The sequence below is a fragment of the Veillonella sp. R32 genome (assembly GCF_010093125.1).
Taxonomy (GTDB): Bacteria; Bacillota; Negativicutes; order Veillonellales; family Veillonellaceae; genus Veillonella_A.
In genome coordinates this window covers 1-14,037 of sequence record NZ_NMZQ01000040.1, presented here as the reverse complement: position 1 = coordinate 14,037, position 14,037 = coordinate 1, and the positions used below count along the sequence as shown (strand labels likewise).

At 38.8% G+C, this 14,037-nt stretch carries 12 protein-coding genes and 1 riboswitch; of the genes, 11 read left to right on the top strand and 1 reads right to left on the bottom strand.

All coding sequences use genetic code 11. The annotated features are described in order from the left end of the window. Positions 1–152: 152 nt before the first annotated feature. A complete protein-coding gene (dnaA, locus tag VER_RS08105; protein WP_162100333.1) occupies positions 153–1,979 on the bottom strand; it encodes a chromosomal replication initiator protein DnaA in 1,827 nt (608 codons plus the stop codon). Between the two features lie 490 nt (positions 1,980–2,469). Here dnaA and rpmH point away from each other — a divergent pair, with 490 nt between their 5' ends. The 11 genes from rpmH to VER_RS08050 all read left to right on the top strand — a co-directional run bounded on the left by rpmH (position 2,470) and on the right by VER_RS08050 (position 13,693). Next, positions 2,470–2,604 carry a 50S ribosomal protein L34 gene (gene rpmH / locus VER_RS08100; RefSeq protein WP_006555255.1) on the top strand — a complete coding sequence of 45 codons (135 nt, stop codon included), beginning with the start codon at positions 2,470–2,472 and terminating at the stop codon, positions 2,602–2,604. A 79-nt stretch (positions 2,605–2,683) separates the two neighbouring features. Beyond that, positions 2,684–3,052: a ribonuclease P protein component gene (gene rnpA / locus VER_RS08095; protein ID WP_162100332.1), complete on the top strand. Its 369-nt coding sequence runs from the start codon at positions 2,684–2,686 to the stop codon at positions 3,050–3,052. 14 nt (positions 3,053–3,066) lie between these two features. Beyond that, complete coding sequence (yidD, locus tag VER_RS08090; RefSeq protein ID WP_162100331.1) at positions 3,067–3,309, top strand: membrane protein insertion efficiency factor YidD; 243 nt, start codon at positions 3,067–3,069, stop codon at positions 3,307–3,309. A gap of 149 nt (positions 3,310–3,458) precedes the next feature. After that, a complete protein-coding gene (locus tag VER_RS08085; RefSeq protein WP_162100357.1) occupies positions 3,459–4,085 on the top strand; it encodes a YidC/Oxa1 family membrane protein insertase in 627 nt (208 codons plus the stop codon). A gap of 2 nt (positions 4,086–4,087) precedes the next feature. Then, entirely contained in the window at positions 4,088–4,933 is an 846-nt protein-coding gene (jag, locus tag VER_RS08080) for an RNA-binding cell elongation regulator Jag/EloR (RefSeq protein ID WP_162100330.1), read from the top strand. A gap of 125 nt (positions 4,934–5,058) precedes the next feature. Continuing rightward, positions 5,059–6,447 (top strand): tRNA uridine-5-carboxymethylaminomethyl(34) synthesis GTPase MnmE, encoded by a 1,389-nt coding sequence (gene mnmE, locus VER_RS08075; RefSeq protein ID WP_162100329.1) that lies wholly within the window; start codon positions 5,059–5,061, stop codon positions 6,445–6,447. A 30-nt stretch (positions 6,448–6,477) separates the two neighbouring features. Next, positions 6,478–8,355, top strand: coding sequence for a tRNA uridine-5-carboxymethylaminomethyl(34) synthesis enzyme MnmG (mnmG, locus tag VER_RS08070; protein WP_162100328.1), 1,878 nt, complete (start codon positions 6,478–6,480; stop codon positions 8,353–8,355). An 8-nt stretch (positions 8,356–8,363) separates the two neighbouring features. After that, positions 8,364–9,194: a 16S rRNA (guanine(527)-N(7))-methyltransferase RsmG gene (gene rsmG, locus VER_RS08065; RefSeq protein WP_162100327.1), complete on the top strand. Its 831-nt coding sequence runs from the start codon at positions 8,364–8,366 to the stop codon at positions 9,192–9,194. A gap of 165 nt (positions 9,195–9,359) precedes the next feature. Next, positions 9,360–9,453: riboswitch (SAM riboswitch) on the top strand. Between the two features lie 63 nt (positions 9,454–9,516). Beyond that, a complete protein-coding gene (locus tag VER_RS08060; RefSeq protein WP_162100326.1) occupies positions 9,517–10,182 on the top strand; it encodes a methionine synthase in 666 nt (221 codons plus the stop codon). A 109-nt stretch (positions 10,183–10,291) separates the two neighbouring features. Continuing rightward, complete coding sequence (locus tag VER_RS08055; protein ID WP_162100325.1) at positions 10,292–12,721, top strand: homocysteine S-methyltransferase family protein; 2,430 nt, start codon at positions 10,292–10,294, stop codon at positions 12,719–12,721. A 108-nt stretch (positions 12,722–12,829) separates the two neighbouring features. Then, positions 12,830–13,693 (top strand): methylenetetrahydrofolate reductase, encoded by an 864-nt coding sequence (locus tag VER_RS08050; RefSeq protein WP_162100324.1) that lies wholly within the window; start codon positions 12,830–12,832, stop codon positions 13,691–13,693. Positions 13,694–14,037 lie beyond the last annotated feature (344 nt).

Below are 14,037 nucleotides of genomic sequence, written 5' to 3'. Positions count from 1 at the left end.
TTAACTAAGTTTTCCACATGCGTATAAGTATGTGAACGGAAAAGTAAATTTATCCACATATGAACTTACTTTTGGGAAACTGTTTAAAAGTTGTAAGTTAAACACAAATTATAAACAGCTTATTCACAGAGTTATCCACACCCTAATTATAATTATGTATGACCGTTAATTTTACTAATGATATCGCTTATCATCCGCTTTAAATCAGCATTCTTTTCCATATCTTCGCTAATTTTAGTATACGCATGAATCGCAGTAGTATGGTCTTTTTTACCAAAAGCTTGGGAAATTTGTGGATAACTTTCATTAATTAGTTCGCGGCATAAATACATGGCAATTTGTCGTGGATGGGCATATTGTTTATTTCGTTTCTGCCCTACTAATAGTTCTTTTTTTATTTTGAAATAATCAGCAATGAAATCTTGAATATAGGTAATGGATAAAATAGTTTCTTCCGTTTCAGGAATTAAATCACGCAATACATAGCGCGCATATTCCACTGTAATTTGATCTAATTTTTGTTCCATTTCAGCAGCGCTAATTAATTTAATAAGAGCGCCCTGTAAATCACGGACACTGCGATTATAATAAGTAGTGCCAAAGAAGCGAATCACTTCATTAGGAATGCGTAACTCTGGCAAGAGTTCGCGTTGCTTATCTATATAGGACTTAGTAATAGCCTCTAGTGTTTCTGAATTTGGTGGTTCAATGGTAACGACTAGACCAGAATTAAAGCGGGTTTTTAAACGATCTTCCATTTGATCCATATCTTGCGGTAAGGTATCACTGGTGAGTACGATTTGTTTTTTACCATCTGTTAAAGCATTAAAGGTATGGAAAAATTCCATTTGGGTACCAGCATAGCGATTGTCTTGAATGAACTGAATATCATCAATTAATAGGACATCTACTTTGCGGAAGGTGTTGCGGAATTCTTCGTTCTTTTTAAAACGAATGGCTTGCACAAAAAGGTTTAAGAAATTTTCACTCGTAATACACATAATGCGTAGTGCTGGATAGCGACGTTTTATTTCGTTACCAATAGCATGCATTAAATGTGTTTTACCTAAGCCTGATTTACCATAAATAAAGAATGGATTGTAACGGGTAGCTGGATTTTCTGCAATATTTTGAGCCGCTACATAAGCCATTTGACTGGAACCACCAGGAATAAAGGTATCAAAAGTATAGGCTGGATTTAATTGTAAAATGGATTTATTATTTTCATTTAAAATCGTATTGGCATCTTGGGGAGCCATATTAGTTGGTTCTAAGTGCGGAAATAAAGAGTCTGAGCCCATGGCTGGTTCTTCAGGAATGTAAGGTCGCTTTATTGGAGGACGACTTACTGGTGGTTGGGCTAATACTTTTACAGGTTCCTCATAAGTAGGAGGAACGGAAGGTGTTTGCGGTGGTTCATTAGAAATGGGTGGCAAGCCAAAGCGTTGCGCTAATTGATCATAGCCTTTGAGTTGTTGATCATTGTTTTGTGTATTGAATTGAGTCGTTGTATCTATATTAGTTTTTACAGTATTTTCAATATTAGTTTGATTCTCTAAAAATGAATCATTTGTTAGAGTTTCCTTATTTATCGGTGTTATTTGTTCTACATCTACTATTTGATTAGTAGTTTTTGCTGTATATACTGGAATTCCTACTGACTCTGAAGGTTCACTAATAATGGTTGGCTCTTTGTCAGCTACTACATCAATTATAATTGTTAATTTCGAATTACTTTTTGATAAACGTTGCCAAATATTATTAACTGAGTTATGAAGCACATTATTTGCTTTTGGCTCTTGTTCAATGTAGTCTTTGACATGTGGTTGCATAGTCATTAAAGTTAATATTTTATTATTTTCATCTAAAGTAAGAGGCAACAAGAGAAGAATACTACTTTCTAAAACTGGCTTTGGTAGTAGTTTTTTTATATCTTCATATACCTTGTTCCAAAAATCATTAAGATTTATGTTTGACATACCGTATCCTTCCTAGGTGTAATATATTGTGAATAAGTGGATAAATAAAATAACTGTATCTGTGTATAAGTTCTTTGTTTACAGTAAAAAAAGAAAAATAAAAAGGCTAACACCTTAGATAAACACTGACTTTATACGATAAATAGATTAAATGTGGATAACAAGTGTATAAGTTGTGTATATCTTGTTGATAACCTGTGGTTAGATACTCACAATATGTTTGTCCTGTTTTATTTTGTCACTTAATATTTTAGCAGAAAATAGCGGGCTTGTCATTGCTAGTTGTGGATATCTCTAAATAGCATCTATCGTAACCAAAAGTAGTAGGTTTATGTTTCATTACATACAATATAGGGTATAATGTATATATATTTGTAAATAAAATATAAGAGAAGGCACATAGCTATTGACATTATAAGGGTTTATATTTATAATTATGCTGTTATGGTATAAGTAATTACTAGACCAATCTCGAGGAGGTGTTTTATACATGAAACGTACATATCAGCCAAATACGCTTTGGAGAAAACGTACTCATGGTTTCCGTGAACGTATGAAGACTATTGGCGGTCGTCTTGTTTTAAAAAGACGTCGTGCTAAAGGCAGAAAGAAATTATCTGCATAATATAATAGCTTTTAGGCAGGAGAAAAAAACTTGGCGCTGCTGCCAAGTTTTTCTATTCATAATGGCATAGGAAGAAAGTATGAGTGAATTAACGTTTACCCTAGATAAAGCACGAAGAATTCGTAAAAATAATGAATATCGTCTTGTCTATAAACATGGCAATTATGAAGTAGGTCGTCTTTGTGTGGTCTATCGTATGCCAGTAGCCAAACAACCAACTCGTATCGGTTTTGTTACGGGCAAAAAGGTTGGCGGTGCTGTGGAACGTAATCGTGCTCGTCGTTTAATGAAAGAGGTATATCGCCTTAATCAGCATGCTATTAGAGAAGGGTATGCCATTGTGGTAGTAGGTCGTGCTCGCATGGCTGAAGCTACGTATGAGCAAGCGCGTAAAGAAATGATGTATCTTTTTAAGAAAAGTAAGCTATTGAAAAATAGTGATGCTTAGAAAGAGGCTATGTTATGAAACGCCTTGTAACCCTATTAATGGGCGCATTAAATTGGCTTTTCATTGGATTGGTACAATTTTATCGCTATGGAATCTCTCCATTGAAGCCTAAAACTTGTCGATTTTATCCCTCATGTTCGACGTATACCTTGGAAGCATTACGCAAATATGGACCTTTTAAAGGCAGTTATTTAGGAATTCGGCGCATTTTACGTTGTCACCCCTTTAATCCTGGTGGCTACGATCCACTTCCGTAATAACACAAATTTGGAAATGTCAAAGTGTCTGTATGGATGAAATATAGACCATACCATAACGTATATGGACACGCAAAGGCCATTTGTATTCGTCATCAATACTCGTAAGGAGAAGACTATTGGAAATTTTTCAGGTATTAGTTGATTTTATGCGAACCTTGCTTACGTATTGTTACAATCTTACGCAAGCCATTGGGTTCCCAAGCTATGGTATAGCGATTATCATTTTGACCATTGCTATTAAAGCTGTATTGGCACCATTAACGGCGAAGCAGGTTAAATCCATGAAGGGCATGCAAAAGTTGCAGCCTAAAATGAAAGAGATTCAGAAGAAGTATAAGAATGATCCACAAAAAGCGCAACAAGAAATTGCTAAAATGTATAAAGAATTAGGTGTTAATCCTTTATCAGGTTGTTTGCCATTACTTGTGCAAATGCCATTCTTAATTGCTATTTTCTATGCCTTACAAGGGTATCCATATGACCCAGCCTATGAAAGCTTTTTATGGTTGCCAAGTTTAGGTGAAGCGGATCATTTGTATATTTTACCTGTTTTGAGTGCTCTTTCTACATTTGTAATGAGTAAACAAACAGCTGGTGATAACTCTGGTGTAGCGGCAGGGCAACAAAAAATCATGCAGATTTTTATGCCTTTATTCATTGGTTATATCAGTTTAAACTTCCCAAGCGGTTTGGTTATTTACTGGGTTGTATCAAATGTATTCCAAATGATTCAGCAATTCTTTATCTATCGCAATGATAATAAGGAGGCTTAATTATGGATTATCTTGAAATTTCGGCAAAAACTATCGACGAAGCAGTGGCGAAAGGAACGGCCCAGCTTAAAGAAGATGGTAAAGTAGTAGCTGATACTAAAGTATTAGAACAGCCTTCTAGTGGTTTTTTAGGTATTGGCCGTCGCGATGCGTTAGTGCGTTTATACTTTGAAGAAGCACCGGTTACTGAAAAAGTAGCGGCTGCAGTTAATGAAACAGTGGCAGTTGTAGCTGATGAAGTGACTGAAACGGTGAACGAAGTTAAAGCAACGGTTGCTGAAACAGAAGTTAAAGTGGCAGAAGCTGTGGAAACAACGGTAGCTGCTGTTGCTGAGGTTACTGCTGAGGTAGCGGCTACGGTAAAACCACAGCGGGAAGCTATTTCAAAAGAAGAACAAATCCGCATAGCTGATAAAGGTAAACAATTCTTACAAGATATGTTTGCTAATATGGGCTTAACAGTGCAGATTGAAAAAATGATGACAGCTGATAAAATTACATTCCAGATTCATGGCGAAGAATTGGGAATTTTGATTGGTAAACATGGTCAAACTTTGGATGCTATTCAATATTTAACCAATTTAGTGGCCAACAAAGAAGTAGCTGGTCATTGCCATATTGTGGTAGATGTGGAAAATTATCGAGCTCGTCGTGAAGAAACGTTGGTGAATTTAGCTAAGCGCTTAGCTTCAAAGGTAAAACGAAATCGTCAAAAGATTTCCTTAGAGCCAATGAGTGCGTTTGAGCGTAAAATCATTCATTTAACACTTCAAAACGAACCACATATTGTGACTGATAGTGAAGGTGAAGAACCATATCGTCACGTAGTCATTGCTTATAAACGATAAGCTATGTGCGAGTCATAAAACCCGATCTATGATCGGGTTTTATTTTTACTAGATCTATATCGTACGTTTGGTTAGCTTATATTAATTGAACAGTAGGTAATATAGTTGCTATAGAGGAGCAAACCATGTATACAGAAGATACGATTGCTGCTATTGCTACGCCGCCCGGCATTGGCGGGGTGGGCATTATTCGAGTGAGTGGCACTCGTTGCTTTGAAATAGTGAGCACATTATTTCAAGCTAAGGGAACCGTACCTTTAGAAAAACGGCCTAATCGAACCATTCAATATGGTCATATTATAGATCCTCAGAAAGACAATGAAGTGCTGGATGAGGTGTTACTTTTAATTATGCGAGGTCCTCAATCCTTTACAGCTGAGGATGTAATAGAAATACAGTGTCACGGCGGTATCGTGGTGGTGCGTGAAATTTTGAAAGTGTTGCTTTGCCAAGGGGCCCGCTTAGCGGAACCTGGAGAGTTTACGAAACGAGCTTTTTTAAATGGCCGTATCGATTTAACTCAGGCAGAAGCTATTATAGATATTATTGAAGCTAAATCGGAACAGTCCTTATCTGTAGCCGTTAAGCAATTAGATGGTACCTTAGCCCAATTAATTCGTACCATTCGAGAAGATTTAATAGCGTTGATTGCCCATTTAGAAGTGGCCATTGATTATCCTGAAGAAGATATTGAAGAACTTACGATGGATGAAACAGCGGCTAAATTGCGACCAATTTTAGCACAAATTGACAATTTACTAGCTACGGCTAATCGTGGTCGTTTATTGCGTGATGGGATTATTACGGCTATTGTAGGGCGTCCTAATGCAGGCAAATCTAGCCTCATGAATGCGTTACTTCGAGAAAATCGAGCCATTGTAACAGATGTACCAGGAACGACCCGTGATAGCATTGAAGAAGCCATTACCATTGAAGGTATTCCGGTGCGCTTAATCGATACAGCAGGGATTCGTGAAACAGAGGATATTGTAGAAAAAATAGGCGTTGATCGAGCTAAAGAATATTTAGAGTCAGCGCAGATTGTAATTTGTGTAATTGATGCATCTAAGCCTTTAACGGCTGATGAAGAAGCTATGTTGCGTCATACATCTGGTAAAAATACCATCGTGTTCCTCAATAAAGCGGATAAAGGGTCTGTTGTGACAGAGGCTATGGTTAATACCTATGGTACGTTTACTGTAGTAGCCACCATTAGTGCGGCTAAGGGCGAAGGCATGGAGGTATTAGCCAAAGCGGTAAAAGAATTAGTTTATGGTGGCACGGTTCAAAATGAATCGACGGCTCTATTGAGCAATGTCCGTCATATTACTTTAATGGAACAAGCTAAAAGCCAATTGCACACGTCCTTAGAAACTATTGAAGCTGGCTTGCCAGTGGATTTTGTAGTGACCGATATGCGTGAGGCTTGGGAACGTTTAGGGGATATTACTGGGGATAGTTTACGAGAATCTATGGTAGATGAATTATTTAGTCGTTTCTGCCTAGGAAAATAAGATAGCCTCGAGAGAGGGATAGGAGATAGTATGTACACAGTTGATACGTATGATGTTATTGTCATTGGTGGTGGCCATGCTGGTTGTGAAGCAGCACTTGCTACAGCACGTATGGGTCAACGTACCTTAATGGCGACCCTTAATTTAGATAATATTGCCCTTATGCCATGTAATCCAGCGGTAGGTGGTCCTGGTAAAAGTCATTTGGTCTATGAATTAGATGCCCTAGGAGGTCAAATGGCTATCAATGCCGATGCTACGGCTATTCAGATGCGTATGCTTAATACGGGGAAAGGGCCAGCGGTCCATTCCTTACGCGCGCAATCAGATAAAGTGGCGTATCAGCGCTTGATGAAAGAAACCCTTGAAAATACAGATAATTTGAATGTAAAACAAATTATGGTCAATGAATTACTCATTGAAGATGGTGAAGTAAAGGGGATTCTAAGCGAATTAGGAGAAGTATATGAAGCGAAAGCCATTATTCTTTGTACCGGAACTTATTTAAAAGGCAAGATTATTACTGGCGAATTGACGTATACCGGTGGTCCTAATGGGCAGCGAACCGCTGAATTATTATCTGATTCTTTGCGTAAACATGGTATTGAATTAATGCGTTTTAAAACAGGCACACCAGCTCGTGTAGATAAACGCACACTTACCTTAGATCATATGACGGAGCAACCGGGCGATGGTATGTATCGCTCTTTCTCCTTTATGTCTGATTGGACAAACCGCAATGAACAGGTATGTTGGTTAACTTATACCAGTGAAGAAACGCATGATATTATTCGTGCTAACTTGAATCGTGCGCCTATGTATACCGGTATTATTGAAGGTACTGGCCCTCGCTATTGCCCATCCATTGAAGATAAGGTAGTGCGTTTTAGTGATAAGAATCGTCATCAATTATTTGTTGAGCCAGAAGGCAATCATACGAACGAAATGTATGTACAAGGAATGAGTACAAGTTTGCCAATTGATGTACAGTATAAATTTTTGCGTACTATTCCAGGCCTTGAAAATGTAGAAATTATGCGCCCTGCCTATGCCATTGAGTATGATTGCTTAAATCCTTTACAATTGACACCAGCGTTACAAGTTAAGACGATTAAAGGCTTATATTCAGCTGGGCAAGCCAATGGCACGTCTGGCTATGAAGAAGCAGCGGCTCAAGGTTTGATGGCTGGAATTAATGCAGCTCTATATTTACAAGGAAAAGAGCCTTTTATTTTATCTCGTTCCGAAGCCTATATTGGTGTATTAATTGATGATTTAGTAACAAAAGGTACGAAAGAACCGTATCGCATGATGACGAGTCGTAGTGAATATCGTTTATTATTACGGCAAGATAATGCAGATATGCGTTTAACCGAAAAAGGCTATGAAATTGGCCTGGTAACGGAAGAACGGTATGCTCGATTTAAAGCTAAAAAAGAGTTAATTGAGCAAGGCCTAGCTGAATTACACAACACGCCAATTAATCCATCTAATGAAGTGCAAGCTAAATTAGAAGCTATGGGTACAGCTCCTATTAAAACAGGGATTAAAGCTTTTGATTTGGTAAAACGTAATGAATTATCCTATGGTGATGTGGCGGAAGCTTTTCAATTAACGCGCTATACCCCTGATGTAGAAGAAGAAATTGACATTATGATTACCTATGATGGGTATATTAAAAAGCAAATGGAACAAGTAGCTAAAGTTCGTAAATTAGAAGAAAAGATTATTCCTGCTGATTGGGATTATGAAGCTATGAAGGGAATTTCTTTAGAAGCAAAACAGAAATTAGCACAAATTAAACCGCATTCCATTGGCCAAGCTAGTCGTATTTCAGGCGTTTCACCAGCCGATGTGTCGGTATTGCTTATTCAATTAGAACAGTATCGTCGTGAACAACAGTCCTAGGAGGGCCTATGAACTTTACTGATAATTTAGCGGCTCAATTAGAAGCGGTGGGGATAGAAGCAACGGCAAAACAATTAGAGCAATTTACTACTTATTATGAAATGCTCATAGAAACAAATAAAAGCTTAAATTTAACAGCCATTACCGAACCTCACGAAGTAGCGGTGAAACATTTTGTGGATTCGTTAACAGCATTAGATGACGTACAAGGTGTAGTAACGAAAGATAGCGAAGCTAAGGCTGTTAATGGTGTTAATGGTGTTAATGGTATTAATGGTGTTAATGAAGAAGGTATTACTTCAAGCACGGAGCCCGTGGTATTTAAGGTAGGCGCCAGCCTATTAGATTTGGGCACCGGTGCTGGATTTCCAGGGATTCCCTTAGCCATTATGCGCCCTGATTTGAAGATTACTTTGTTTGACTCCTTACAAAAGCGGCTTATCTTTTTAGAATCGGTTATTAAAGAATTGGGCTTACTTAATGTGACAACCTTACATGGCCGTGCTGAAGATGTAAGTCATACAGCAGCACATCGAGAGGCTTATGATATTGTAACAAGTCGCGCTGTAGCACGCTTGCCTATTTTATTAGAATGGGCCTTACCTTATGTGAAACAAAATGGCTATATGGTAGCGTTAAAAGGGGCTGCCTATGAAGACGAAAGCAAAGAAGCTACGAAGGCTTTGCAAATATTAAAAGGCAAAATTGCAATGGTGAAACCAGTGCAATTACCGACTTTAACAGATAAGCGGGCTATTATTTATGTTCGTAAGATGGGGCATACGCCTAAACCGTATCCTCGTAAACCAAAGGATATTAAGTTAAAACCTTTATTATAATTACATAGCTGTGGTCCTATTTATTTTGTATAGGCAGTCATAACCCCTGAGTTGAAGTTTTTACCTATAACTAAGTGTATTTTTTACATATAGGTTAAAGCGGTCATACTTAGGGGTTTTTCTTGACAATCTATAGCATTGACGGTATCCTAGTTTTATATGTTGACCTTATCAAGAGCGATGGAGGGACTTGGCCCTATGATATCCAGCAACCAGCCTAGCAAGGTGCTACTTCCAACAGGAAACTGACAGATAAGGTGAGGTCCTCTATCTATATTGGATGGAGGTTTTTTTATGGCAAAAAGCAGAGAGGGGCGAGCGTATGGCAATTTATAATGGCCGTTTACCACAGATTGATATAGCTGAAGCCACACGCTATGCAGGTTTACGACAGGCCACCGATTTTCCAAAGCAATTAGTAGCCGATGCTTGTTTAGAAGTACAATTAGTGGCAGCGCCTAAAGGCGTTTATGAAGTGTATGAGTATGAAGCTGAAACGGGGTTAATTAAGAGTAATCCACCATTACAGCTGGAAGGCACGTCGATTCGTCAACACTTAGCTAAAGCGACAAAAGTCTATGTGTTAGCTGTAACCATTGGGGAAGGAGTAGAGCTACGGAGTGCTGAATTATTTAAAGAAGGCAATTATACCTTAGGTCTATTAGTAGATGCAGCGGCCACAACGGCCGTAGAACAAGTGGCGGATCAAGTAAATGAAATCATAAAAAAAGAAGCCGCTAAAGTGGGCTATACTACGACTTGGCGTTTCAGCCCAGGCTATGGCAATTGGGCCTTAGAAGTTCAAAAAGATTTAGCCGCCATTACGGGCACCGATAGTATAGATCTAGCTGTAACGGATACGTTTTTATTATTTCCACGTAAATCTGTTACCGCCATTATAGGTTGTATGCCTAATGGTGAAACGATGACGACTAAACGAGGGTGTACGTCTTGTACTCAAGTAAATTGTGCATCACGAAAACTATAAAGTTATAAAAATTATAATGGATTTATTATTATAATAAATCTATTATAGACATATTACGACATATCACGACAGAAGATAGGAAATTAATATAGAGAGATGAGGCGATATAATGTATATTTTTGATGGCGCTATGGGGACAATGCTACAGCAGTCAGGCTTAGTGGAAGGGGAATGCCCTGAGTTATTTAATGTGGATCATCCAGAGATCGTTACGGGCATTCATGCCGCTTATTTAAAAAATGGCAGTGATATTGTAACCACCAATACCTTTGGAGCTTGTGGTTTAAAATTAGCTGATTATGGACTGGAACATCGAGTTAAAGAAATTAATACCGCTGCCGTAAGAGCCGCTAAAGCAGCCATTGAAGCAGTGAAACCAGAGGCTAAAGTGGCTGGTTCTATGGGACCGACTGGTCAATTTATAGAACCATTGGGTCAAATTTCCTTTGATGAAGTGTATGCTACCTATTACGAACAGGCCCTAGCTTTGATTGAAGCGGGCGTTGATTTTATCATTATTGAAACCATTATAGATGTGCAAGAAATGCGGGCTGCTCTTTTAGCTGCTCGTGATGCCCGTGAAACGCTCCATAAAAGTAAAGCAGAGGTAACTATTATTTGCCAATTTTCTTTTAGTGAAGATGGCCGTACAATTACAGGCACACCACCAGAAGCGGCGGCTATTATGGTAGAGGCTACGGGGGCTGATGTAGTGGGCATTAACTGTTCTTTAGGACCTGAACAATTAATTCCTTTGGTGGGGCGCTTAGCTTCGGTAACTAATTTGCCAATTAGTGCTCAGCCTAATGCAGGGATGCCTATGTTAGTGGGGAAAGAAACCGTATTCCCTTTGTCACCAGCAGAAATGGGTGCTTATGTTCCAGACTTACTGGATGCAGGTGCTACTTTTGTGGGCGCTTGTTGTGGCAGTACGCCCGCTCATATTGCTGAGATTGCCAAAGCAGCTCATAATCACAGTCCTAAAGAGCGGACGGAGGTAGTGCCATTTACTGCGTTTACTAGTCGGACTAGCTTTGTTAAAGTAGGTCATACAGAAAAGCCTATTATTATTGGGGAGCGCATTAATCCAACAGGCCGTAAGGTATTGGCTAAAGAAATTAAAGAAGGCAGTTTTGCCATGGTGAAACGAGATGCCTTAGCTCAAGTGGCTGCAGGGGCTGATGTATTAGATGTGAATATGGGCGTTCCTGATGTGGATGTCGTAGCAACTATGAAACGAGCTATTATGGAACTCACTATGTTGGTAGATGTGCCGTTATCCATTGATACCTTGGATCCAGATGCTATGGAAGCTGGCTTAAAGGCGTATCCAGGACGTCCTTTAATTAACTCGGTAAATGCGGAACCAGAACAATTAGAGAGGGTCTTGCCGCTAGCTAAACGATATGGGGCTGCCGTACTTTGTTTACCTTTAGGAAAAGGTGATTTACCGGCTACAGCCGAAGAACGGGTAGCGCTAGCCAAAGAAATTGTTTTGGCCGCTTATGCTGTGGGCTTACGTAGTGAGGACTTATTATTAGACCCTCTAGTACTTACTTTAGCCAGTGGGCAAGATAGTGCCGTACAGACTTTGAGAACCTTGGCGATGTATAAAGAAACCTTTGGATTTCCTACCGTTATGGGCCTATCCAATGTGTCCTTTGGTCTACCACAACGACCTTATTTGAATAGTCAATTTTTAACGATGGCCTTATCACATGGTTTAACGGCGCCTATTTTAAATCCATTAAATGGAACTGTAAAAAAAGCTTTTATAGCAGGCCGTACCTTACTTGGGTTTGATCCGGCAGCGGCAGAATTTATTGCAGATTATGGTCATGATGAGGAGGTAGTGCCAACAGGTGCGGTAACGGCGAAGCAAACCGAAGCTGTTAGTTTCACGAGTAAAGATCCATTAGAAAATATTCAGCATGCTGTCGAACAAGGGGAAAAAGAATTAGTTATTGAATTGGTAGAAAAGGCATTGGCCGCAGGTATTGATCCTTTGAAAATTACCAAACAAGCTTTGTCGGAAGCTATGAATGTGGTGGGCGATAAGTTTGGTAGTGGTAAAGTTTTTTTACCACAAGTTATGTTGGCTGCGGAAGCTATGCAAGGGGCCTTTCAAACGATTAAGCGAGTATTGCCAGAAAGTGATGGTATTACGCGAGATACCGTAATTGTAGCCACGGTAAAAGGAGATATTCATGACTTAGGCAAAAATATTGTGGCCGCTTTGCTAGAAAATAATGGCTATCGAGTGGTTGACTTAGGAAAAGATGTGGACCCTGCAGAAATTGTAGCCGCTGTTAAACGAGAAAAAGCTACCGTAGTGGGGATTTGTTCCTTAATGACGACCACCATGCCTATGATTGACGTAACAATTCAAGCTATTCGGGATGCGGGGTTGCCTTCTAAAGTGATTGTAGGCGGTGCTGTTTTGACCCAGGAATATGCTGATAAAGCAGGGGCTGATAGCTATGCGAAGGATGGCATTAGTGCTGTTAATATTGTGAAACGTCTTTTAGGTGATGACTAGTAACGAAGCTAGTTTTAAAAATAGTTTGATTGAAAGTTAATCAAATGTCAGAGAAAGAGGCTGGCACCACAGTTTAGATATAGTTTGATTGAGAGAGTTGGGGATACGATGGTTGCATCATTACGAGATAAACATAAAGCAGGACAATTTACAATTACAGTAGAATTAGATCCACCAAAGAGTGCATCAGTGACAAAAACGTTTAAGGAAGCAGCTCAATTGATGGATAGGGTAGATGCTATTAATATTGCGGATTGTCCAATGGCTAAATTGCGCATGAGTCCTATTGCGTTAGCCCATTTAATTAAATATCGTGCACAGATAGATACGATTTTCCATTTGACTTGTCGAGATCGTAATATTTTAGGTTTGCAGGCTGAATTATTAGGGGCAGCAGCTTTGGGTGTAGATAATATTTTAACCCTTACTGGTGACGAACCAGCGCGCGGTGATCATCCAAATGCAAAGCCTGTTTTTGAAGTGGACTCCATGGGGTTATTACAAATTGCTCATACTTTAAATTCTGGGTTTGATTTGGCAGGGAATCCTTTGGATGAGGCAACGAATTTTTATATTGGCACTACGGGCAATCCAGGGGCTGATGATTTGGAGGAAGAAAAAGCTAAAATTATACGCAAAGTAGAAGCAGGCGCTAATTTTATTCAAACACAGCCTATTTATGATTTAGAAAAAGCCAAACGATTTATCGATATGGTAGCTCCTTTAGGCTTACCTGTTATGTTAGGCTTAATTCCTTTAAAGAGTTTTAAAATGGCAAATTATTTGCATACTAAAGTACCGGGCATTTCTTTGACTGAGTCCATTTTAAAACGGATGGAACAAGGTGGTAAGGAAGCTGGTTTAGAAATTGCCTTAGAAATCTTGCTCGAAATTAAAAAGATTGCTCACGGCGTCCATATTATGCCATTGAATGATATTAGTACTGTATTATATTTAATTGATCATGTATAAGTAATTGATTATGTGTAATTAATTACTTAATTATGTGTAAGTAGAGTTGGTGTTCATTAATATATTAAGGGCAGTACAATTTAAAGTGGGGCTGTAACGAAATACAACTCCTAAAACTATTAATGCGGCTTGAAGATATATAAGCATCTTCAAGCCGCATTATTGCTATATTTATATAAGAAAAAAGGCCCTAAAGGGCCTTTTTTGTTGGTATAATTAATTTATGAAGAAAAACCATATCCAACACGGTAATTATACTAAAATTTCTGGCTTTCGCCAAGTAGTTTTATCTTTGGATTATGGCATTCGGATTGGACCTAATGAGCCGGTGAGATTACTGGATG

Coding starts and splice junctions, on each gene's coding strand:
- yidD (WP_162100331.1), top strand. CDS start 3,067: ATGAAACGCCTTGTAACCCTATTAATGGGCGCATTAAATTGGCTTTTC.
- dnaA (WP_162100333.1), bottom strand. CDS start 1,979: ATGTCAAACATAAATCTTAATGATTTTTGGAACAAGGTATATGAAGAT.
- rsmG (WP_162100327.1), top strand. CDS start 8,364: ATGAACTTTACTGATAATTTAGCGGCTCAATTAGAAGCGGTGGGGATA.
- VER_RS08055 (WP_162100325.1), top strand. CDS start 10,292: ATGTATATTTTTGATGGCGCTATGGGGACAATGCTACAGCAGTCAGGC.
- rpmH (WP_006555255.1), top strand. CDS start 2,470: ATGAAACGTACATATCAGCCAAATACGCTTTGGAGAAAACGTACTCAT.
- jag (WP_162100330.1), top strand. CDS start 4,088: ATGGATTATCTTGAAATTTCGGCAAAAACTATCGACGAAGCAGTGGCG.
- rnpA (WP_162100332.1), top strand. CDS start 2,684: ATGAGTGAATTAACGTTTACCCTAGATAAAGCACGAAGAATTCGTAAA.
- VER_RS08050 (WP_162100324.1), top strand. CDS start 12,830: ATGGTTGCATCATTACGAGATAAACATAAAGCAGGACAATTTACAATT.
- mnmE (WP_162100329.1), top strand. CDS start 5,059: ATGTATACAGAAGATACGATTGCTGCTATTGCTACGCCGCCCGGCATT.
- mnmG (WP_162100328.1), top strand. CDS start 6,478: ATGTACACAGTTGATACGTATGATGTTATTGTCATTGGTGGTGGCCAT.
- VER_RS08085 (WP_162100357.1), top strand. CDS start 3,459: ATGCGAACCTTGCTTACGTATTGTTACAATCTTACGCAAGCCATTGGG.
- VER_RS08060 (WP_162100326.1), top strand. CDS start 9,517: ATGGCAATTTATAATGGCCGTTTACCACAGATTGATATAGCTGAAGCC.